Raw genomic sequence first — 22,044 nt, 5'->3', positions numbered from 1 at the left:
AGCCGGCGCCGACCTTCGGTAGCGCTACCATATCGCGGCGGACGCGGATGACCACCCTCCACGTGATATGCCTAGACGCGTGTATAGCAGCCGGAACGCCCGCGGCGCTGTACCGTTCGGCTGTCATGGTCTCCCCCGCCGATGCCGAGCGCCTGAAGCGCGCCGCTGCCGCCGCTGCGGTAGAAGAAGTGCAGGACGGCATGGTCGTCGGCCTCGGCACCGGCAGCACCGCGGCGCATGTCGTGCAACTGCTGGCCCCACGCGTGGCGGCCGGCCTCGACATCACCGCCGTCGCGACCTCGCGCGTCACCGAAGCCGCAGCCCGGGCCGCCGGCATCCGCCTGGTGGCGCCGGACGAGCTGACGGCGATCGACCTCTGCATCGACGGCGTCGACGAAATCGACCCCCGGCTCCGCGCGATCAAGGGCGGCGGCGGGGCGATGCTGCTCGAGAAGATCGTCGCCACGCTCGCCCGTCGCAACATCGCCATTGCCGATGACTCGAAGCGGGTCGAACGGCTGGGCGGCCGCGCGGTGCCGGTCGAGATTCTCCCGGCCGCGCGGGGGCTCGTCGCCGCGGAGATAGTGCGCCTCGGCGGCACGGCAGAGCTGCGCCTCCGCGACGGAGGCCCGTGGGTGACCGACTGGGGCCACCATATCCTCGACGCGCGCTTCCCCGATCTCGCCGATCCAGCGGTGCTTGCCCGCGCTCTCTCGGTGATCCCCGGCGCGCTCGGCCACGGCCTGTTCCTCACCGAGATCGACGCGCTCTACGTCGCCGCGAGCGACGGAGTGAGCCGCCAGGAGCGGCCGATAGATGAATAAGATTGCAGCCATTTGCGAACCCACCCGTTGCACCGCAACGAACGGAGTTGCCTGATCCATGTCCGACCTCGACCAGAACACCCACGAAGACGGCTCGCCCGATCGCCTCGCGATCGACACCATCCGCACGCTCAGCATGGACGCGGTGCAGAAGGCCAATAGCGGCCACCCCGGCACGCCGATGGCGCTGGCGCCGGTGGTACACACGCTGTGGAGCCAGTTCCTCCGCTACGATCCCGCCGCGCCCGACTGGCCGAACCGCGACCGTTTCGTCCTGTCGGTCGGCCATGCCTCGATGCTGCTCTATTCGGTGCTGCACCTCGCCGGCGTGCGCGAGATCGATGCCGATGGCCAGCCGACCGGCAAACCCGCGGTGAGCCTCGACGATATCAAGCAGTTCCGCCAGCTTTCCTCCAAGACGCCCGGCCATCCCGAATATCGGATGACCACCGGCGTAGAGACCACCACCGGTCCGCTCGGCCAGGGCTGCGGCAATTCGGTCGGCATGGCGATCGCCGAGCGGGCGCTTGCCGCCCGCTACAACCGTGACGGCTTCGACCTGTTCGACCATGACGTCTATGTCCTGTGCGGCGACGGCGACATGATGGAGGGTGTCTCGGGTGAGGCCGCCTCGATCGCCGGGCACCTCAAGCTCTCCAACCTCTGCTGGATCTACGACAGCAACCATATCTCGATCGAGGGCAGCACCGATCTCGCCTTCGACGAGGATGTGGGCCAGCGCTTCCAAGCCTATGGCTGGAACGTGCTGCATGTCGACGACGCCAATGACACTGCAGCAATCGCCGAGGCGATCGCCACCTTCCGCGCCACCAGCGATGCGCCGACCTTCATCATCGTTCATTCGGTGATCGGCTGGGGCTCGCCCCGTGCCGGCAGCGAGAAGGCGCATGGCGAGGCGCTGGGCGAGGACAATGTCCGCGCGACCAAGAAGGCCTATGGCTGGCCCGAGGAAGCACAGTTCCTGGTGCCCGATGGCGTGGCCGAGCGCTTCGGCGCGGCGGTCGCGGATCGTGGCAAGCCGGCGCGCGAGGCATGGGAGCAGCTGTTCGCCCGCTACCGCGAAGCCTACCCCCAGGAAGCCGCCGAGATCGACGAGCTTCGCCGCGGCAAGCTCCACACCGGCTGGCAAGATGCGCTCCCCAGCTTCGATGCCGATGCCAAAGGCCTCGCCTCGCGCGACAGCAGCGGCAAGGTAATCAACGCGGTCGCCCCGCACCTCCCTGCCCTGCTCGGCGGCGCCGCCGACCTCTCGCCCTCGACCAAGACCGATATCAAGGGCGCGGACTCGTTCGAAGCCAATAATTATGGCGGCAAGAACCTGCATTTCGGCGTGCGCGAACATGCGATGGGCTCGATCGCCAACGGCATGGCGCTGAGCTATCTGCGCCCCTACACCGCGACCTTCCTGGTCTTCGCCGATTACATGCGCGCGCCGATCCGCCTCGCGGCGATCATGGAACTGCCGGTGGTCTTCGTGTTCACCCACGATTCCATCGGCGTCGGCGAGGACGGACCGACCCACCAGCCGATCGAGCATCTCGCCACGCTGCGCGCGATTCCCGGCCTAGACACGATCCGCCCGGGCGATGCGAACGAAGTTGCCGTCGCCTGGAAGGTCGCGCTCGAACACAGCCACGAACCCACCGCCCTGATCCTCTCGCGCCAAGCGATCCCGACGCTCGACCGCAGCAAATATGCCTCGGCCGACGGTGTCGCGCGCGGCGGCTATGTGCTTGCCGATGCCGAGGGCGGCGCGCCGGAGGTGATCCTGATCGGCACCGGCTCCGAGCTACCGATGGTGGTCGAGGCGCATGAGCGGCTGACCGCCGAGGGCGTGCGCTCGCGCGTCGTTTCGCTGCCCAGCTGGTATCTCTTCGAGAAGCAGGACCGCGCCTATCGCGAGTCCGTGCTGCCACCCGACGTGATGGCGCGCGTGGCAGTCGAGCAGGCCGGTTCGATGGGCTGGGACCGCTACGTCACCAGCAATGGTGCCACCGTCACCATGTCGACCTTCGGCGCCTCTGCCCCGCTCGCCAAGCTGCAAGAGAAATACGGCTTCACCGTCGACAATGTGGTGAAGGTCGCGCGCGACGTACTGGAGCAGGCCAAATGAGCGCGGACAGCAAGCTGAAGCAGCTCCATGCAGCCGGCCAGGCCGCGTGGCTCGATTTCGTCGACCGTAGCTTCCTGCGCGAGGGGGGCCTGCGCAAGCTGATCGAGCAGGACGGCCTGACCGGCGTCACCTCCAACCCGTCGATCTTCGAAAAAGCGATGGGGCACGGCGAAGCCTATGACGAAGGCTTCCATCGCTTCCTCGGCACCGGCGACGCCAGCGTGGCCGATGTGTACGAGAGCCAAGCGATCGCCGACATCAAGGCGGCCGCCGCCGATCTGCGCCCGGTCTACGACCGGCTGGGCGGCCGCGACGGCTATGTCAGCCTCGAAGTCTCGCCCTATCTCGCCAACGGCACCGAGACGACGATCGAGGAGGCCCGGCGCCTCTGGAAGCATGTCGACGAGCCCAATCTGATGGTGAAGGTCCCCGGCACCGAAGCCGGTGCCCCCGCGATCCGCCAGCTGATCGAGGACGGGATCAACATCAACGTCACGCTGCTGTTCTCGCAGGAGAGCTATCAGGCGGTGGCCGAGGCCTATCTCGCGGGTCTGGAAGCACGCGTCGCGCGCGGCGAGGCGATCGACCGGATTGCGAGCGTTGCCAGTTTCTTTGTCAGCCGGATCGATATCCAGATCGACAAGAAGATCGACGCGCGGGTGGCCGAGGGCGATCCCGAGAGCGAGGCGCTGAAGGCGCTGCGCGGCAAGGTCGCCATCGCCAATGCCAAGCGCGCCTATGCCTGGTATCTGGAGATGATCGCCAGCCCGCGCTGGCAGGCGCTCGCCGCCAAGGGCGCGATGCCGCAGCGGCTGCTCTGGGCCTCCACCGGCGTGAAGGACCCCGCCTATCCGGACACGCTGTACATCGACACGCTGATCGGTCCCGACACGGTCAACACCATGCCGCCCAAGACGATGGACGCCTTTCGCGACCATGGCACCGTCGCCGAGACGCTGACCGACGGCCTGGACGAAGCCCGCCAGGTGCTGGCGGAAGCCGATCGGCTGGGCCTCGGCCTCGACGAGATCACCCGTGCACTGGTGCTCGACGGCGTGCAGCAGTTCGGCGACGCCGCCGATGCGCTGCTCGGTGCCGTCGCCGCCAAGCGCACTGCGCATCTCGGCAAGCGGCTGAACGGCTTCGCGGCGCAGCTGCCCGAAGCGCTGGAAAAGGCCGTGGAGGATCGCCTGGCGACCGCCCGCGCCGATGCCTGGTCGCGCCGGCTCTGGGCGGGCGACGCGACGCTGTGGACCGGCGGCGACGAAGCCAAGTGGCTCGGCTGGTTGCCGGCCGCGCGCGGCGAGCAGGTCGACATGGCCGCGCTCAAGCAGCTCGCCGAGCAGGCCAAGCAGTTCCGCGACGTCGTGCTGCTCGGCATGGGGGGATCGAGCCTCGGGCCAGAGGTGCTGGCGCAGATTCTCGGCAATGCCTCGGGCAGCCCGAAGCTGCATGTGCTCGACACCACCGATCCGGGCCAGATCGCCGCCGTGCAGGCGCAGATCGATCCGGCCGAGACGCTGTTCATCGTCTCCTCCAAGTCCGGCTCGACGCTGGAGCCCGAGCTGCTGCGCGCCTATTTCTTCGAGGCGAGCGGCCGCAAGGGTGCGCATTTCGTCGCGGTGACCGATCCCGGCTCGAAGCTGGAAACGACGGCGCGCGACGACGACTTCCGCGCCACCTTCCCCGGGGATCCCGCGATCGGCGGCCGCTATTCGGTGCTGTCGGTGTTCGGCATGGTCCCCGCTGCCGCGATGGGTCTCGACGTGCCCGGCTTCTTCGAGGCCACCCAGCCGATGGTCTATTCCTGCGGCGCCGACGTGCCGCCGGCTGCCAACCCCGGTGTACGCCTCGGCGTGCTGCTGGGCGAGGCTGCCAAGGCCGGCCGCGACAAGCTGACCATCCTCGCCGAACCGCCGCTGGCTCCGCTCGGCGCCTGGCTGGAACAGCTGCTGGCCGAATCCACCGGCAAGCAGGGCAAGGGCATCGTCCCCGTCGACCTCGAGCCGCTCGGCGCGCCCGAGGCCTATGGCAACGACCGCGTGTTCGTGCAGTTCGCGCTGGCCGGCGCCGGGGGCAGCGCCGATACCGCAAAGCTCGATGCCCTCGCCGCCGCGGGCCATCCGGTGGTGCGCATCACGCTCGATACCCCGCGGCTGATCGGGCAGGAATTCTTCCGCTGGGAAGTCGCGACCGCGATCGCCGGCGCGGTGATCGGCATCGATCCGTTCGACCAGCCCGATGTCGAGGATGCCAAGGTCGCGACGCGCACGCTGGTCGACGCCTATGAAGCCTCGGGTACGCTCGATCCCGAGCAGCCGATCGCGGAGAATGCGGTTTTGGCGCTCTATGCAAGCAAGGGCCAATCGCTGTCCGGTAGTCCCGCGAGCCTGCTCGCCGACCATTTCGCGGCGCTGGTTTCGGGCGATTATGCCGGCTTCCTCGCCTATGTCGAACGCAACGACGCCGACACCGAAGCGCTGACCACGATGCGGGTCGCGGTGCGCGATGCGAAGCGCGTGGCGACCGTCGCCGGCTTCGGCCCGCGCTTTCTCCACTCGACCGGGCAGGCGTACAAGGGCGGCCCCGACGGCGGCGTGTTCCTGACGATCACCCGCGATCCCGAACCCGACCTCGCCGTCCCCGGCCGCAAGGCCAGCTTCGGCACCGTCCAGCGCGCCCAGGCACGTGGCGACACCGACGTGCTCGCCGAGCGCGGTCGGCGTGTGCTGCGCGTGCATTTGAAACGCGGCGGCAGCGGGCTACAGGCTCTGGTATCGGCCGTTCTTGCGGCCCTCTGAAGATAACGGAAGGAATACAGCGGATGCGTCTTGCAATGATCGGCCTCGGCCGCATGGGTGCGGGGATCGGGCGCCGGCTGATGGAGCACGGCCACGAAATCGTGGCGTTCGACCGCAGCACCGACGCGGTCGACGCGATGGCCAAGGACGGCGCGACGCCCGCCACCTCGCTCGAGGACGTCGTCGCCAAGATGGCCGCACCGCGCATCTTCTGGGTGATGCTCCCCGCCGGCGAGCCGACCGAGAGCACGGTCGAGGCGCTGATGGCAGCGGCCGAACCCGGCGACATCATCATCGACGGCGGCAACAGCTTCTACAAGGACGACATCCGCCGCGCGAAGGTCGCTGCCGAGCGCCAGTTGCACTATGTCGATGTCGGCACCTCGGGCGGCGTGTGGGGCCTCAGCCGCGGCTTCTGCATGATGATCGGCGGCGAGAAGGACGTGGTCGATCTGCTCGATCCGATCTTCGACGCACTGGCGCCGGGCCTCGGCACCATCCCGCGCACCGTCGAGCGCGCCGAGCGCGAGGGCTTCGATCCCCGCGCCGAGAAGGGCTATATCCATTGCGGCCCGGCCGGCGCCGGCCACTTCGTGAAGATGGTGCATAACGGCATCGAATACGGCCTGATGCAGGCCTATGCCGAGGGCTTCGACGTGCTGAAGAGCAAGTCCTCCGACCGCCTGCCCGAGGACGAGCGCTTCGACCTGAACCTGACCGACATCGCCGAAGTGTGGCGCCGCGGCTCGGTGATCTCGTCCTGGCTGCTCGACCTTTCCGCCCAGGCGCTGGCCAAGGACGGGATGCTCGAAAACTATAGCGGCAAGGTCGCCGATTCCGGCGAAGGCCGCTGGACGATCGACGCCGCGATGGAAGAGGCCGTACCGGTCCATGTCCTCACCGCGGCGCTGTTCGCGCGCTATCGCAGCCGGGTGGAGAATACCTTCGGCGACAAGCTGCTCTCGGCGATGCGCTTCGGCTTTGGCGGCCATGTCGAGATGCCGCAGTGAGCGAGGCGCCGCCGGCACCCGCCGCGACGCTGGTGATCTTCGGGGCGATGGGAGATCTCGCCGGTCGCCTGTTGATGCCCGCGCTGGTCCATCTGGAGCGCGACGGGCTGCTCGACGGCGACACGACGCTGCTCGGCATCAGCCACGGCGAAGGCGATGACGACGCGCTGCGCGAGAAGCTCGGCGCGTTCATCGAGGGCGACGAAAACGCCTGGGGGCGCTGGCGGGAGCGGATCACCTATCTGCGCGGCGACTTCACCGGCGATGCGCTGTACGAAGCGCTGAAGGAACGGCTCCACGGTAACGCGGTGTTCTACCTCGCCACCGCGCCCGGCTTCTTCGGGCCGATCGGCGAGAAGCTCGGCACCAGCGGCCTGCTCGACGAGGGCGACGGCTTCCGCCGCCTCGTCGTCGAGAAGCCGTTCGGCACGGACCTGGAATCGGCCCAGGCGCTCAACGCCAAGCTGCTCGGCCATGCCCAGGAAACCCAGATCTACCGGATTGACCATTTCCTGGGCAAGGAAACGGTGCAGAACATCACCGTCGCGCGGTTCGGCAATGCGCTGACCGAGGCGGTGTGGAACAACCGCTATGTCGACCATGTCGAGATCACCGCCGCCGAGACGGTGTCGGTCGGCACGCGCGGCAAATTCTATGACGAGACCGGCGCGCTGCGCGACATGGTGCCCAACCATCTGTTCCAGCTGCTCGCCTTGGTCGCGATGGAGCCACCCAACAGCTTCGATGCCGAGGCGGTGCGCAGCGAAAAGGCCAAGGTGATCGCCGCCGTGACGCCGATCCCGCCCGAGGATGCGGTACGCGGCCGCTATCTGGCGGGCGAGGCCGGCGGCAAGGACGTGCCGGCCTATCGCGACACGCCCGATGTCGCCCCGGACAGCCGCACCGAAACCTATGTCGCACTCAAGGTCGCGGTGGAGACCTGGCGCTGGCACGGCGTGCCCTTCTACTTGCGCACCGGCAAGGCGATGACCGCGCGCGACACCGAAATCGTGATCCATTTCCGCGAGGTGCCGCCCACCTTGTTCCGCAACACGCCGAACACCGATCTGCCGCCCAACCGGCTGATCCTCCAGATCCAGCCCAACGAGGCGCTGACGATGGAGATGGCGGTGAAGGAGCCCGGCCCCCTGGTGAAGATGGTGCCGGCAAGCCTCGCCTTCGCCTATGCCGACGCGTTCGATCTCGGCCACCGCACCGGCTATGAGACTTTGCTCTACGACGTGCTGATCGGCGACCCCAGCCTGTTCCAGCGCGCCGACCAGATCGAGGGCGGCTGGCGCGCCGTGCAGCCCTTGCTCGACGCGTGGCAGAGCGGCGAACCCGACGACTATTCCGCCGGCAGCACCGGCCCCTCCTCCGCCGACGCGCTGCTCGCACGCGACGGCCGCAGCTGGCACGAGATCGCATGAACCTTCGCCTGTTTCTTTCCGACGTCGACGGCACCCTGGTCCGCCCCGACAAGAGCCTCGGCGAACCAGTCGTGGCGGCCGTACAGCGGCTGGTCGCGGCGGGCGTGCCCGTCTCGATCATCAGCGCGCGGCCGCCGAGCGGGCTGCTGTGGATCGCCGAGCGGCTGGGCCTCACCACCCCGATCGGCGCGTTCAACGGCGGGACGATCGTGCAGCCCGACGGCACGGTGCTGTCGGCGACGCACCTCGACTCGCAGGTCGCGGCACGCACGCTGGACATGATCGCGCGGCCGGAGGTGATCCGCTGGGTGTTCGCCAAGGGCCAGTGGCACACGGACAAGCTCGACGATCATTATACGCCGCGCGAGTGCGTCACCTCCGCGCAGGAGCCGGTGGTGTGCAGCGATTTCGGCACGCTGCTCGATGCGGTCGACAAGATCGTCGCCGTGTCCTCCAACCATGACATGCTGGCCGCGCTGGAAGCGGACGTGGCGGCGGCGCTGGGCGACGGGGCCGAGGTTGCTCGCTCGCAGCCCTATTATCTCGACGTGACCGCGCCGACGGCGAACAAGGGCGACGGGATCGCGGCGTTGGCAGCGACGCTGGACGTGCCGCTCAGCGACGTGGCGGTGATTGGCGACCAGTATAACGACCTGCCGATGTTCCGGCGGGCCGGGCTGTCGATCGCCATGGGCCAGGGGCCCGAGGACGTGCGCAAGGCGGCGATGCACGTCACCGGCGGGAACGACGCCGATGGGGTCGCCGAGGCGATCGAGACGATCCTGCTGCCGTTGCTGAAGGCCTAGCCGGAGCTCCGTTCGAGGATCGCCAGCGTCGCCGGATCGCGGGTGCCGCCGAACCACCGGTCGAGCGCCGCGGCGAACAGCGGGCCGGCGCCGGCGGCCTCGAACAGGGTCAGCGACGAGCGGAGCTTGGTCGCATCGATTTCGCCGAACACGCCCTCGGCGGTGCCGCTGGTCAGGTCCTGCAGCGCCGATACGCTTTCGCGCAGCCGGGCGCCCAGCAGCGGATGCTCCAGATAGGCCCGCGCCTCTGCGAGCGAGGCAATCGCGTAGCGCTGCGCCATCGCGCTCCGGCCGAGCCCGGCGATCTGCGGGAAGACGTACCACATCCAGTGGCTGCGCTTGGCGCCGCGGCGGATTTCGGCGAGCGCGGTGTCGAAGCTCCCCTCCTGCGCGGCGACGAATCGGTCGAGGTCGTGCGGATCGCTCATTCTCGCCACCCTAACCGGTTTTGCCGCGAAGCGCGCTGAGATATGCGAGGAACATGTCGGCCATCGCGTCGGACCAGGCGATGATGTCCGCCTCCGTGCGCGGGGTCGCGGAAAAGCTGGCGCCGACCTGGCTGAGCGTCATCTTGATCAGGTCGCCGGCGCGGTGGCGATCGGCGACGGGCACGTCTGGCAGCGCTTCCTCGACAAAGGCACGATAGACCCGTGCCGCCTCGCTTTTGGCGGCTACCGCCTCGGGTGCATCGCGATAGAGCGGCGCGGCGTCGCTGAGCGCGAGCCGTATCGCCGCTTCCTCGCATTCGGAGCGGACGAACGCATGGACCAGCTGGCGTAGCCGTTCGGGTGGCGGGACATCGCGCTGTTCGAGAATGCCGGAGAGCAGCGCGGTCGTCCGGCGCCATTCGTCCGCCTGCAGCCGGAACAGGATCGCCGCTTTGTTGGGGAAATATTGGTAGAGCGAGCCGACGCTGACCCCTGCCCGCTCGGCGACTCGCGCGGTGGTGAAGCGCTGCGCACCCTCGACCATCAAAACCTGAACAGCGGCTTCGAGCACCGCCTCGATCAGCTGGGTCGCGCGCTGCTGTTTCGGGCGTTTCCGCGCGTGAATCGGCGGGGTTCGGGCGGCGGCCATGCGGGTCCTTGCCAATGCGAATAGGTGAAGCTGACGGATTAGTCGTATTTTGGCGGTGCCGGCAAGTTCCCGTCGGCAATCGGAGCAAACCCCTATGACGACTACGCTTTCCAGCGCCCCGGTGGCGCCCCTGATCGCACGCCTGTTTGCCGAGGCAGACGCCAACCGGCCCGACCTCGCCCCTGCCTTTGCCGGCATCAGCATCGATGAACAGCATCGCCTGCTGCGCAGCAAGACCGACTATTCCGCGCTCTACGCCCGGCTTGGCGATTTCGCGCTGCCGGTGTCCCCGGCGGTCGGCACGCTGCTTTACATGCTGACGCGTGCGACCGGCGCCCGGAACATCGTCGAGTTCGGCACCTCGTTCGGCATTTCGACGCTCCACCTCGCCGCAGGGCTGCGCGACAATGGCGGCGGCCGGGTGATCGCGACCGAGTTCGAACCTTCGAAGATCGCCCGCGCCAAGGCCAATCTCGTCGAGGCCGGCCTCGACGACCTGGTCGATTTCCGCGAAGGCGATGCGTTGCAGACGCTGGCGGCGGACCTGCCCGAGACGATCGACCTGGTGCTGCTCGATGGCGCCAAGGCGCTCTATGCCGACATCCTCGACCTGCTCGAACCGAGGCTACGCCCCGGCGCGATCCTGATCGCCGACAATGTCGATCATTGCCCGGACTATCTGGAGCGGGTGGGCAATGTCGCGGGCGGCTATATGTCGATGCCGTTCGACGATGAGGTGGAGCTGTCCATTCGCTTGCGCTGAAGTGCGAAAGGCCTTGCAGTCCAGGCGCTTCGCTGTCGTTATCGGTAGCATGCTGGTGTTTATGGACTTCGAGGCCTCGTCGCTGGGCAAGCGCAGCTACCCGATCGAAGTGGCGTGGGTGTTCGAGGACGGCAGCGCCGAAGCCCATCTCATCCGCCCCGCGCCCGACTGGGAGGACTGGGACCCTGCCGCCGAGGCGATCCACCACATCCCCCGCGCGACCCTGCTCGCAGACGGAGAACCGCACGACCAGGTGGCGCAGCGGATGGTCGAGGTGCTGACCGGCCACGACCTGCTCGCCAGTGCGCCCAGCTGGGACGGCAAGTGGCTGAGCACCCTGCTGCGCGCCGCCGGCCTGCCGCGGCACAGCCTGCGGCTGCGCGACACCGAAGCGGCATGGCGCGAGGCGGCCCGCGCCATCCTCGCGCCGCACCTGCCGCCGGCGCTGCTCGAGGCGACGATCGAGGACCTGCTGGTCCATGCCGACATGCAGGATCGCGCGCCGCCTGCGCACCGCGCACTCGCCGACGCGCAGGAAGAACATGATCGCTGGCGCGCCGTGCGAGCGGCGGCGGCAGCGCATGTTGCAGGAGAGCGCCGATGATCCGTTCGATCCTTCTCGCCACCGCCTTGCTGGCAACCGCGGCACCCGCGTCGATCGCGATGCCGCCACAAGCGATCGACGCGGCCGCGCTCCACGGGCGGCTGGAGGGTCCGTTCGAGCTGCAGTCCCGCGTCTATCCCGGCACGGTGCGGCGCTACTGGGTCTATGTGCCGGCAGGCTATGACCCCAAGCGCCCGCCCAATCTGCTGCTGTTCCAGGACGGCCAGCGCGCGACCAACCCCAAGGGTTCGCTCAAGGTGCCGGCGGTGCTCGACGCGCTGATCGCGCAGGGCGCCATCCCCCAGACGCTCGGCGTGTTCGTCACGCCCGGCAACCGATCGGCGCACTATCCGGATACGCTGGGCATGCAGAACCCCGATCACCGGGTCGAGGAATATGACGCGCTGTCCGATGCCTATGCCCGGATGACGCTGGACGAGCTGCTCCCCGCAGTGGCGCAGCGCTGGCGCTTCTCGGCCGATCCCAAGCGGCGCGCGGCCGGCGGCACCTCCAGCGGCGCGATCGCTTCCTGGACGCTGGCGTGGCGGCATCCCGAGGCCTTTGGCGATGTGATCAGCTTCATCGGCAGCTATACGTCGATCGGCCTCGCCCTCGGTGCGGACGGGCAGCCGCTGACCTATGGCGGCGATATCTATCCTGGGCTGATCCGCAAGAGCCCGATCCGGCCGCTGCGCGTGTTCCTGCAGGACGGTCGCGAGGATCTCGACAATGAGCATGGCAACTGGTTCCTCGCGAACCAGCAGATGCTCACGAGCCTCGAATGGGCCAATGCCCATGCCGATGCGGAGAAGCGGGCGGGGCCGCGCTATGATGTGGGCCATGCCTGGACCGGCGGCGGGCATTCGGATGCCGAGGGCGGCGCAATCCTGCCGGAGGTGCTGCGCTGGATCTGGCGGGATCAGCCGGCCGGTGCGCAGGCGCGTTCGTCCTAGCGACGCACGCCTGCCGATCGGATCGAAGGGCGGTAGCGGTGGCCGGCGCCCATGCCGGCAATCGCTGTCCCTTCACCCGTTCCACCGCGCGCACCGCCGGCTGGCAATGGCGGATCCCGCTTCAGCACCGGCCGTCGAGGCGAGAGCTGGTCGCGCAACATCATCGCTCTTGGCCTGTAGAGCGGCTTCCTCGAACCGCTAGAGTCCACCGGCATCCCCTGATCCAGAGCGGCATCGCCGATCTGACTCGGCTGCCCGCAGCGCGCGTCGCTTGCGAATAGTGAACTTCCGGCGACCCCATGCGCTCGCATGAGGACACGCATGTAAACGCCGAGATGCTGTCGAACAGGTGTCAGGCTTCGACTAGCACGCCTCGGAAGAGAAGCGTTGTATTTCGGATCTAATATATTTAGCAGACGCAAGCTTTGATCTATTCTATAAGGATTGGCGGCCTAAAGCCGCCCAACAACGAAGAGGGACGCAGCATGCCTGATCAAATTCGCCTCGATCCTGTTGAACTCGCAAGCGATCTGACGATCGCCTGGCTTTCCAACCCGAATAATCGTGCGACGCTGGATGATGTTTCGGCATTTCTGCGGAAGATGCATGCAGATGTGCTTGCGCTTGCAGACAATGCTACCACGACAGAGGATGCCGGCGAAGAAACGGCGTCGACTGCGTTCGCGCCTGCGGTTTCCGTGCGCAAGTCGCTGGCCTCGAAAGATCACATCATCTCGATGATCGACGGCAAGCCGTACCGGACCTTGCGCCGCCATCTCAGCACGCACGGCCTCACGCCCGAAGAATATCGCGAACGCTACAATCTGAAGCCCGATTACCCGATGGTTGCGCCGAGCTATTCGGAACAGCGGCGCGCCATGGCCCACAAGATCGGGCTGGGTGCCAGGGGGCGGGCGGCGCGCAACGCCACTGCCGACGCGCCCGCACCCACGCCGACGCGGAAGCCGCGCGCAAAGCCTGCCGCCACCGCCTGAGCGTCGGCGGCAGCGGCACGCGCCATGATCGGGCGCAGGTGCGGCCGGGGGCATCCCCGCCAGCGCGCCTGCGCCCCTTGTCTCCCGCGCCGCATCCGCGCATCATCGGCCGCCAGGGAGCACGAGCGAGATGCGGCCGCGCAGGGTGAGAGGTGGGGAAGGCGAACGCGGCGCGTTGCTGGATCAGCTCGCGCGCCGCTACGCCCGCCCGCTTGCACGCTTCTTCGAGCGTAGGGTGTCGGTTCGCGACGACGTGCCCGATCTGGTGCAGGACGTCTTCCTCAAGCTCAGCCGGATGCCCGATCCCGGCGCGATCGACCAGCCCGATCGCTTCCTCTTCGTCACCGCCGCCAACACGCTGCGCGACCGTGCCCGCCGCGAAGCCGCCCGCGGCGGCGCCGTGAACGAAAGCTGGGACGACGAAGCGCATCCCGGTTCGGATTTTTCCGCCCAGCGCGTCTTGGAAGGCAGGGAAGCGGTGCTTCGGCTGCGCGATGCCTTGCTCGAGCTGCCCGAACGTACCCGCGACATCTTCGTGCTGCGGGTGCTGGAGGAGCTGAAGATCGGCGACATCGCCCGGCTGGTCGGCATCTCGACCTGGGCGACGGAGAAACATGTGGCGCGTGCGCTGGCGCATGTGACCGCGGCATTGGAGGCGTGGCGTGACGACTGACTCTATCGCCACGGCGATGATCGCGACCGAGGCGGCACTCTGGCACGAGCGGCTGGCGCGCGGCCCCGATGCCCCGCCGCCCGAAGCGTTCGCGCGGTGGCGGGCGGCGGACCCTGCCCATGCCGAAGCCTTCGCCCAGGTCGAGGCCACGCACGACTGCGCCCGTGCACTGGCCGCGCATCCCGAGCTGTTGGCCCTTCGCCAGGCAACCGCAACGCGCGTCGCGGTGCACCGCGCCCGCGCCACCGCTCGCAAGCAGCGGGCCGGCGCCGCGCTCGCCGCATTGGCGCTCGTCACGCTGCCATTGGCCGGCTGGTATGCCGCGGAGCATCGCGCGCCGGCACCTGCCGTGGCGACCAGCGAAACCAGGCTGTTCAGCACCGGCGTCGGGCAGCGGCTGTCGATGATGCTCGACGACGGCTCGCGGCTGACGCTCAACACCGCGACCTCGGTCCGCGTCGCCTATACCCCGACCGAGCGCCACCTGATCCTCGAACGTGGCCAGGCCTGGTTCGAAGTCGCCAAGGGGCAGAAGCGGCCGTTCCGTGTCACCGCCGGGGCGCAGGACGTGATTGCGCACGGCACCGCCTTCGACGTGCGGCTGGACGCCGATCGCACCACCGTGCTGCTGGTCGAGGGCAAGGTCACCGTCGGCAAGGTGGCGATGGTGCCTAACGACCTGCTGGTCGCGCGCGGCGATCGTGTGACGCTCCGCCACGGCGGCGACGCCCGCCAGATCGAGGCATGGCGCGAGGGGCTGGTGGTGTTCGCCGACACGCCGCTCGCCGACGCCGTGGCCGAGCTCAACCGTTATGCGCCGCACGCGCTGGTGGTGAAGGATGCCCGTGCCGGCGCGCTGCGGATCAGCGGCGCCTTCAGGACCGGCGAGAGCGCGACCTTCGCCGAGGCGCTGGAGACCAGCTTCCCTGTCGCCGCGGTGACGCGCACCGACGGCACGATCGAGCTTTCCAGCCGCCGCTGAAGATTTTTCGCGGGGGCAGGTTCGGGTTTTCGGATCGGCTGCGTCATGGCGGGTAGAAGCGCTGCAGAAGATGGCGCCTCGTGAACCGATTTGGGAGGATCCTGATGCCCCGTACCCTTTCCACGCTCGTCCGCAGCCTGGCGCTCGCCGGCGTCGCCGCCTGCGCCCTCACCCCCGCGCTCGCCGCGCCGGTGGCCGAACCCACCGTCAGCCTGGCGATCGGCAGCCGCGATCTCGGCGCCGCACTCACCGAATTCGCGCGGCAGAGCGGCCGCCAGATCCTGTTCGCGCCCGACCTCGTCCGCGGCAAGCGCGCGCCCGAGCTGCGCGGCCGCTACGGCGTCGACCGCGCCCTGGCGATGTTGCTCGCGGGCAGCGGGCTGCGCTACCGCACCACCGCCAGCGGCACCTTCGTCGTCGAGGGCGGCGGCACCGAGGGAGCGGCGGCCGCACCCGCCGTGCGGGCCAGGCAAGCGCAAGTCGCCGCGGCGGACCCGCAGCAGGAACCCGCTGCCAACGATCCCGAAATCGTCGTGACCGGCACCGCCGGCGCGGGCACGCGCCGCCAAGACGCGTCCTTCGCCGTCACCACGATCAATGACGCGGCGATCGCGCGGCTCGCACCCGCGAGCACCGCCGAAGTGCTTCGCGTCGTCCCGGGCATCAGCGTGGAGAGTTCGGGCGGCAAGAACGGCGCCAATATCTTCGTGCGCGGCTACCCCTCGGGCGGCGACGCCGAATATGTGACGATCCAGTCCGAAGGCGTGCCGATCTTCTCGCCGCCGACGCTCTCCTTCCTCGAAAACTCGCAGCTGATCCGCATCGACTCCACCCTGAAGCGGGTCGAGGCGGTGCGCGGCGGCACCGGCGCGCTGTTCTCCTCGGGCCAGCCGGGGCTGACGATCAACTTCGTCCAGCGCGAGGGCGGCGCGACGCCCGACAATCTGCTCAAGCTCGGCGTCGCCAGCTATGGCGACGTGCGTGCCGACGGCTATTTCTCCGGGCCGTTGGGTGCGGGCACGACCTATATGGTCGGCGGCTATTATTCGGCGGGCAACGGGGTGCGGGATCCGCGCTTCACCGCCGAAAAGGGCGGGCAGATCACTGCCAATGTCCGGCATGACTTCGACAATGGCTCGGTGCTGGTGTTCGGCCGCTACCTCAATGATCGCGGCCAGTGGCTGCTGCCGATCCCGGTGGTGCAGAACGGCAAGAAGATTAGCCAGTACGGCAATTTCGATGCCGGCACCGGCACGTTCGCGGGCGGCGAGACCCGGTTGGACGTACTCAACGACGGCACCCGGGTGGACCTGGCCGACGGGCGCGGGGCGGACGTGGTCAATCTCGGCGGCAATTTCGAATATCGGCTGGGCGACGGCTTCAAGCTGCGCGATCGGCTGAGCTGGCTGAAGGGCGATGCCAACACCACCGGCCTCGTCCCCGGCGGCACCCCGCCGCAGAGCGCCTCGGCCTATGCGGCGAGCAAGGGCGGCACGATCGGCAGCCTCAGCTTCGTCAACGGCGGCCAGGCGGTGCCCGGCACCACCCAGGTGGTCGAGGCCGGGCTGTGGCGCGTGCAGAAAAGCATCGAGAATTTCTCCAACGATCTCGCGCTCGAATGGAAGAAGGGCGGCAACACGTTCACGGCCGGGGTCTATTATGCCGCCTATTCGTCGCGCGACCTGTGGAACCTCGGCAACAGCCAGCTGCTCACCGCCGAGCCCAATGCGCGCCGGCTGAACCTCACGCTCGCCGATGGGCGCATCGTCACCCGCAACGGCTTCACCAGCGGATCGACCTTCAACGTCAATGCCGATTATGACGGCAAGGATGCGGCGGTCTATGCGGTGGACGAGCTGCAGGTGAACGACCAGCTTCGCCTCGACGCGGGCCTGCGCTACCAGCACCACTCGGTCGACGGGACGCTGGAGAATAACGGCACCGCACCGGCGGGCGGGCTCGATGGCAATCCGAACACGCTCTACGACAATAACGACGCGGTGCTGAACGGCACCTTTTCGACGATCCGCTATCGCGGCGAGAAATGGTCGTGGACGGCGGGCGCGAACTATGACTTCACTCGCTCGATCGGGCTGTTCCTGCGCTACAGCCGCGGCAACAGCTTCCCCTTCTTCGACAACCTCCGCGACGGCATCACGGTGGCACCGCGGGTCGATACCTATGAGGGCGGGCTGAAGGTCTCGACCGATCTGGCGAGCGCCTATCTCACCGTGTTCCACAACGACTTCAACGGCCTCGCCACCACGGTGATCACCAGCGGCGCGCCGATCGCCTCGGTCGGAGGTGCGAAGGCCACCGGCGTCGAGCTGGAGGGCGAGCTGCGGCCGGTGCGCAACTTCACCATCGGCTTTTCGGGCACCTATCTCGACAGCAAGTATCGCGATTTCTTCACCGACAATGGCGCGACCAACCTGACCGGCAACCGGGTGCAGCGCCAGCCCAAATGGCAGTGGCGCGTCTCGCCCGCCTATTCTGTGGAGTTCGGGTCGGAGAGCAAGGCGACGCTTTTCACCTCGGTCACCTATATCGGCGACCGCTTCTCCGACGTGCAGAACGCCCAGCTGCTGCCCAACTATTACAAATGGGACGCAGGGCTCACCGTGGACGTCACCAAGCGGATCACGCTGCAGGCTTCGGTCGACAACATCACCGACACGATCGGCCTGACAGAAGGCAATCCGCGTACGATCGGATCGCAGGGCAGCGGGGTGATCCTCGCGCGCCCGATCCTCGGCCGGTCGGCGCTGTTCAGCGCGTCCTACCACTTCTGAACACCCCCGAGGGGCCGGCCGGGCGCAGCGCTCGGCCGGCCTCGTGCGTTGTGCGCCCGATGAGGATGACCCGATGATCCGCCGCCTGCTCCCGCTCGCCGCCCTGTTGTGCGTCGCCGCGACCGATCCCGAGCCGCAAAGCCCGGCCCAGCTGTTCGGCCCGCTGTTCGATGCGGTGCAGATGGCGCAGGTATTTCCGGACGGGAAGACCTTCGTCGATGCGGTGCCCAGAGAGAAGCCCGCAGCGATCCTGGCGGCCTATCGCAAGGCCAGACCGAAGACGCGCGAAGCGCTGAAGGCGTTCGTCGAGGCGCATTTCACCCTGCCCGCACCGGGCAATGGCGCGCCTGCGCCGCAGGAGAAGCTGGGGCTGCGCGCCCATGTCCAGGCGCTGTGGCCGGTGCTGTCGCGCCCGGCGCTGCCGCCCGAGCCGGGCAGCTCGGCGCTGGCGCTGCCGGCGCCCTATGTCGTGCCCGGCGGGCGCTTCCGCGAGATCTATTACTGGGACAGCTATTTCACCATGCTGGGCCTGCGGGTCGATGGCCAGCAGCCGATGATCGATCACATGCTGGGCGATTTCGTGAGCCTCATCCAGCGCTACGGCCATATCCCCAACGGCACGCGCAGCTATTATCTCAGCCGCTCGCAGCCGCCCTTCTTCGCGCTGATGCTCGATCTGTCGGACGCCCGCGATCCGGCGGTGCTGCGCACGCGGCTGGCGGCGCTGCGCAGCGAATATGGCTATTGGATGCACGGGGCGGGCTGCATCACCGCAGCACAAGCAGCCTGCGAGCATGTCGTGCGGATGGCCGATGGCAGCCTGCTCAACCGCTATTGGGATGCACGCGAGACGCCGCGCGACGAAAGCTATCGCGAGGATGTGAACACCGCCAAGGCCGCCGCCGGCCGTCCGCTCACCGCGGTCTATCGCGACCTGCGGGCGGGGGCGGAAAGCGGATGGGACTATAGCTCGCGCTGGCTCGCCGACGGCAAGACGCTGGCGACCGTGCATACGACGGAGATCGTGCCGGTCGACCTCAACAGCCTGCTCTGGGCGATGGAGCGCGGGATCGCGCAGCGCTGCGCGACGCTGGCCGATGCGGAGTGCGCGGCCGACTTCACCCACCGGGCCGCCCAGCGGCGCAAGGCGATCGACACCTATCTCTGGCTAGGCGACGGGCAGCGCTACGCCGATTATGACTGGCGCCGGCAGCAGGCGACGCCGGTGCTCTCGGCCGCGACGTTGTTCCCGCTGTTCGTCGGCGCAGCGAATGCCGAGCAGGCGAGCGCCGTCACCGCCACCGTGCGCGCCAAGCTGCTCGCCCCCGGCGGCCTGCGTACCACCGGCAATCGCACCGGCCAGCAATGGGATACGCCCAATGGCTGGGCGCCGCTGCAATGGGTCGCGATCGACGGTCTGGCCGGCTATGGCCAGCGCGACCTGGCGGCGGACATTGCCGGTCGCTGGCTGACGACGGTCGACCGCGCCTATCGCGCGACGGGCAAGATGCTCGAGAAATATGATGTGGAGGAGCAGGTGCCGGGCGGCGGCGGCGAATATCCGCTGCAGGACGGCTTCGGCTGGACCAATGGCGTGACCAGCGCGCTGCTGGATCTTCACTACCAGCAGGGCACCGACAAGGCCCCCTGAAGCTGGGGCGCAGAGGCTATCCCGCTTTCGGCAGCAGCAGCGCGCGTTCCGCCTCGACGATGTGGGACAGCCATTCGCGGCCGGCGCGGACGAGCGCGCGCTGATGCGAATCCTTGTGCGTCACCTGCCAGAAGGTGCGCAGGATCCGCCGCTGCGGCAATACCGGCACCAGCGCCGGGTCGCTGCCGCCGATAAAGGCGGGCAGCACCCCGATCGCCACGCCGGAGCGGACGATGCGATACTGCGCATTGATGCTCGACGACCGAAGATGCGGCACGAGCCCGGGGCCGAATTCGTCCAGATAATTGAGCTCCGGCGCATAGATCAGATCGGGGATATAGCTGGTGAAACGGTGCCCCTCGCGCAGATCGGACGGCTGGTGCGGCATGCCGAAGGCGGCGAGATAGCCTTTGGTCGCGAACAGCTGCAGGGCATAGTCGGTAAGCTTGCGGGCGATCACCGGGCCGGCGCGCGGCCGCGAGAGCATGACGGCAATATCCGCCTCGCGCTTCGACGGCGACAGGAAGCCGCTGCTGGCGACGATGTCGAGCGTGACGTCGGGATGGGCCGCGGCGAGCGTGCCGACATGCCGGGTGAGCAGGTTGCTGCCCAATCCTTCGGGCACGCTGATGCGCAAGGTGCCGGAAAGCGCGGCGGTTCGCCCCGTGCGCTGGGGCTCGATTTCGCCCGCGGTCAGCGCGATCGCCTCGACGCGCGCGAACAGCGCCTCGCCGGCTTCGGTGAGAACCTGGCCGTCCCGCGCCTGTTCGAACAGGGTGGTACCCAAGGCCGTTTCCAGCCGGCGCAGGCGACGGGCGATGGTCGTCGCATTGACGCCCATCGTCACGCCCGCCCGAGCCATGTGCCGCGTCCGCGCGAGGGCAAGGAAGGTCTGTAGGTCTCGCCAGTCTACCGCCTGCATTTATGCAGCTCCCGCATGCGTTCTTCGCTGTTGCCCGCAAAAATGCACAATCTAGAGTGCGTGCCAACAGCTTTGATGGCGCGGAGAGGTTCTGATGCGGGTTATCGATCATGTGATCGTCGGGCACTCCAGCGGCGGTTCGGGCCGCCGCTCGGACGTTTTCGATCCCAACAGCGGCGCCGTGCAGGCGCAGGTGGCGCTGGGCACCGCCGCCGATCTCGACCGCGCGGTTGCCGCCGCCCAGGCCGCCCAGCCCGGCTGGGCCGCGACCAACCCGCAGCGCCGCGCCCGCGTGATGTTCCGCTTCAAGGAACTGGTCGAGGCGAACATGGACGCGCTGGCGCACCTGCTCTCCGCCGAGCACGGCAAGGTGATCGCCGATTCCAAGGGCGACATCCAGCGCGGCCTGGAAGTGATCGAGTTCGCCTGCGGCATCCCCCACGCGCTCAAGGGCGAGTATACGCAAGGGGCAGGCCCCGGCATCGACGTCTATTCGATGCGGATGCCGCTCGGCATCGGTGCGGGCATCACCCCGTTCAACTTCCCGGCGATGATCCCGATGTGGATGTTCGGGGTGGCGATCGCCTGCGGCAACGCCTTCCTCCTCAAGCCCTCGGAGCGCGATCCCTCCGTCCCCGTCCGCCTCGCCGAGCTGATGCTCGAGGCCGGCGCTCCGGAGGGCATCCTGCAGGTGGTGCAGGGCGACAAGGAAATGGTCGACGCGATCCTCGACCATCCGGCGATCAGCGCGGTGAGCTTTGTCGGCTCGTCCGACATCGCGCATTATGTCTATCGCCGCGGCGTCGAGGCGGGGAAGCGCGTCCAGGCGATGGGCGGCGCCAAGAACCACGGCATCGTCATGCCCGATGCCGATCTCGACCAGGTCGTGGCGGATCTGTCCGGCGCGGCCTTCGGCTCAGCCGGCGAGCGCTGCATGGCGCTGCCGGTGGTGGTGCCGGTCGGCGACAAGACCGCCGATGCCCTGCGCGAAAAGCTGATCCCGGCGATCGAGGCCTTGCGGGTAGGCGTCTCCACCGATGCCGAGGCGCAGTACGGCCCGGTGGTCAACGCCGCGCACAAGGCCCGTGTGGAAAACTGGATCCAGACCGGCGTCGACGAAGGCGCCGAGCTGGTCGTCGACGGTCGCGGCTTCCAGCTGCAGGGGCATGAAGAGGGCTTCTTCATCGGCCCGTCGCTGTTCGATCGCGTGACGCCCGCGATGAAGAGCTATCAGGAAGAGATCTTCGGCCCGGTCCTCCAGATCGTCCGCGCCCCCGATTTCGAGAGCGCGCTGCGCCTGCCCAGCGAGCATCAGTACGGCAACGGCGTCGCGATCTTCACCCGCAACGGCCATGCCGCGCGCGAGTTCGCGGCGCGGGTGAATGTCGGCATGGTCGGCATCAACGTGCCGATCCCGGTGCCGGTCGCCTATCACAGCTTCGGCGGGTGGAAGCGCTCGGCGTTCGGCGACGTCAACCAGCACGGCATGGAAGGCGTCCGCTTCTGGACAAAGGTGAAGACCGTCACCCAACGCTGGCCCGACGGCGCGGCCGAGGGTAGCAATGCCTTCGTCATCCCGACCATGGGGTGACGCGCTTGAGGACGTCGCTCCCCTCTATTTCGTCAT

The 22,044-nt window shown here is 68.3% G+C and carries 19 protein-coding genes; 16 read left to right on the top strand and 3 right to left on the bottom strand.

The annotated features are described in order from the left end of the window. Positions 1-125 precede the first annotated feature (125 nt). The 6 genes from rpiA to ACTJKY_RS18460 are packed head-to-tail and all read left to right on the top strand — an operon-like array spanning position 126 to position 9,005. A complete protein-coding gene (gene rpiA, locus ACTJKY_RS18485; RefSeq protein WP_440847614.1) occupies positions 126-824 on the top strand; it encodes a ribose-5-phosphate isomerase RpiA in 699 nt (232 codons plus the stop codon). Between the two features lie 58 nt (positions 825-882). Further along, a complete protein-coding gene (tkt, locus tag ACTJKY_RS18480; protein WP_440847564.1) occupies positions 883-2,958 on the top strand; it encodes a transketolase in 2,076 nt (691 codons plus the stop codon). After that, positions 2,955-5,759: a bifunctional transaldolase/phosoglucose isomerase gene (locus tag ACTJKY_RS18475; protein WP_440847563.1), complete on the top strand. Its 2,805-nt coding sequence runs from the start codon at positions 2,955-2,957 to the stop codon at positions 5,757-5,759. Before tkt ends, ACTJKY_RS18475 begins: the two co-directional genes overlap by 4 nt. 23 nt (positions 5,760-5,782) lie before the next feature. Then, positions 5,783-6,769, top strand: coding sequence for a phosphogluconate dehydrogenase (NAD(+)-dependent, decarboxylating) (gnd, locus tag ACTJKY_RS18470; RefSeq protein ID WP_440847562.1), 987 nt, complete (start codon positions 5,783-5,785; stop codon positions 6,767-6,769). Continuing rightward, positions 6,766-8,199 (top strand): glucose-6-phosphate dehydrogenase, encoded by a 1,434-nt coding sequence (gene zwf, locus ACTJKY_RS18465; protein ID WP_440847561.1) that lies wholly within the window; start codon positions 6,766-6,768, stop codon positions 8,197-8,199. The genes gnd and zwf overlap by 4 nt, the downstream gene beginning before the upstream one ends. Next, entirely contained in the window at positions 8,196-9,005 is an 810-nt protein-coding gene (locus ACTJKY_RS18460) for a Cof-type HAD-IIB family hydrolase (RefSeq protein WP_440847560.1), read from the top strand. Before zwf ends, ACTJKY_RS18460 begins: the two co-directional genes overlap by 4 nt. Here the strand turns inward: ACTJKY_RS18460 and ACTJKY_RS18455 are convergent. Both ACTJKY_RS18455 and ACTJKY_RS18450 read right to left on the bottom strand, forming a co-directional pair. Then, the gene (locus tag ACTJKY_RS18455) at positions 9,002-9,433 is read right to left on the bottom strand and encodes a DUF1810 domain-containing protein (RefSeq protein WP_440847559.1); all 432 of its coding nucleotides are present in this window, start codon (positions 9,431-9,433) and stop codon (positions 9,002-9,004) included. The two genes, ACTJKY_RS18460 and ACTJKY_RS18455, sit on opposite strands and share 4 nt — an antisense overlap. A 10-nt stretch (positions 9,434-9,443) precedes the next feature. Beyond that, entirely contained in the window at positions 9,444-10,082 is a 639-nt protein-coding gene (locus ACTJKY_RS18450) for a TetR family transcriptional regulator (protein WP_440847558.1), read from the bottom strand. Positions 10,083-10,176: 94 nt separating this feature from the next. On the opposite strand from ACTJKY_RS18450, the gene ACTJKY_RS18445 reads away from it, so the two are divergent. The 9 genes from ACTJKY_RS18445 (at position 10,177) to treF (ending at position 19,495) form a co-directional block, all read left to right on the top strand. Beyond that, the gene (locus ACTJKY_RS18445; protein WP_440847557.1) at positions 10,177-10,845 is read left to right on the top strand and encodes an O-methyltransferase; all 669 of its coding nucleotides are present in this window, start codon (positions 10,177-10,179) and stop codon (positions 10,843-10,845) included. A 49-nt stretch (positions 10,846-10,894) separates the two neighbouring features. Beyond that, positions 10,895-11,449 (top strand): 3'-5' exonuclease, encoded by a 555-nt coding sequence (locus ACTJKY_RS18440; protein ID WP_440847556.1) that lies wholly within the window; start codon positions 10,895-10,897, stop codon positions 11,447-11,449. Further along, complete coding sequence (locus tag ACTJKY_RS18435; RefSeq protein ID WP_440847555.1) at positions 11,446-12,402, top strand: alpha/beta hydrolase; 957 nt, start codon at positions 11,446-11,448, stop codon at positions 12,400-12,402. Before ACTJKY_RS18440 ends, ACTJKY_RS18435 begins: the two co-directional genes overlap by 4 nt. Positions 12,403-12,440: 38 nt before the next feature. Next, positions 12,441-12,683: a tryptophan 7-halogenase gene (locus ACTJKY_RS18430; protein WP_440847554.1), complete on the top strand. Its 243-nt coding sequence runs from the start codon at positions 12,441-12,443 to the stop codon at positions 12,681-12,683. 204 nt (positions 12,684-12,887) lie between these two features. Further along, complete coding sequence (locus tag ACTJKY_RS18425) at positions 12,888-13,397, top strand: MucR family transcriptional regulator (RefSeq protein ID WP_440847613.1); 510 nt, start codon at positions 12,888-12,890, stop codon at positions 13,395-13,397. A gap of 175 nt (positions 13,398-13,572) precedes the next feature. After that, on the top strand, positions 13,573-14,070 hold the full coding sequence (locus tag ACTJKY_RS18420) for an RNA polymerase sigma factor (protein ID WP_440847553.1): 498 nt from the start codon (positions 13,573-13,575) through the stop codon (positions 14,068-14,070). After that, positions 14,060-15,052 carry a FecR family protein gene (locus ACTJKY_RS18415; RefSeq protein ID WP_440847552.1) on the top strand — a complete coding sequence of 331 codons (993 nt, stop codon included), beginning with the start codon at positions 14,060-14,062 and terminating at the stop codon, positions 15,050-15,052. The genes ACTJKY_RS18420 and ACTJKY_RS18415 overlap by 11 nt, the downstream gene beginning before the upstream one ends. Before the next feature lie 104 nt (positions 15,053-15,156). Then, on the top strand, positions 15,157-17,844 hold the full coding sequence (locus ACTJKY_RS18410) for a TonB-dependent receptor domain-containing protein (protein ID WP_440847551.1): 2,688 nt from the start codon (positions 15,157-15,159) through the stop codon (positions 17,842-17,844). 73 nt (positions 17,845-17,917) lie between these two features. Then, a complete protein-coding gene (gene treF / locus ACTJKY_RS18405; RefSeq protein ID WP_440847550.1) occupies positions 17,918-19,495 on the top strand; it encodes an alpha,alpha-trehalase TreF in 1,578 nt (525 codons plus the stop codon). Positions 19,496-19,511: 16 nt separating this feature from the next. Here the strand turns inward: treF and ACTJKY_RS18400 are convergent, their stop codons facing one another. Then, a complete protein-coding gene (locus tag ACTJKY_RS18400) occupies positions 19,512-20,417 on the bottom strand; it encodes a LysR family transcriptional regulator (protein ID WP_440847549.1) in 906 nt (301 codons plus the stop codon). A 94-nt stretch (positions 20,418-20,511) separates the two neighbouring features. Here ACTJKY_RS18400 and ACTJKY_RS18395 point away from each other — a divergent pair, with 94 nt between their 5' ends. Then, positions 20,512-22,008 carry a CoA-acylating methylmalonate-semialdehyde dehydrogenase gene (locus ACTJKY_RS18395; protein WP_440847548.1) on the top strand — a complete coding sequence of 499 codons (1,497 nt, stop codon included), beginning with the start codon at positions 20,512-20,514 and terminating at the stop codon, positions 22,006-22,008. Positions 22,009-22,044 lie beyond the last annotated feature (36 nt).

Origin of the sequence: Sphingomonas sp. 22176 (assembly GCF_052045505.1) — a bacterium.
Taxonomy (GTDB): Bacteria; Pseudomonadota; Alphaproteobacteria; order Sphingomonadales; family Sphingomonadaceae; genus Sphingomonas.
This window is presented reverse-complemented; position numbering and strand designations above follow the sequence as displayed.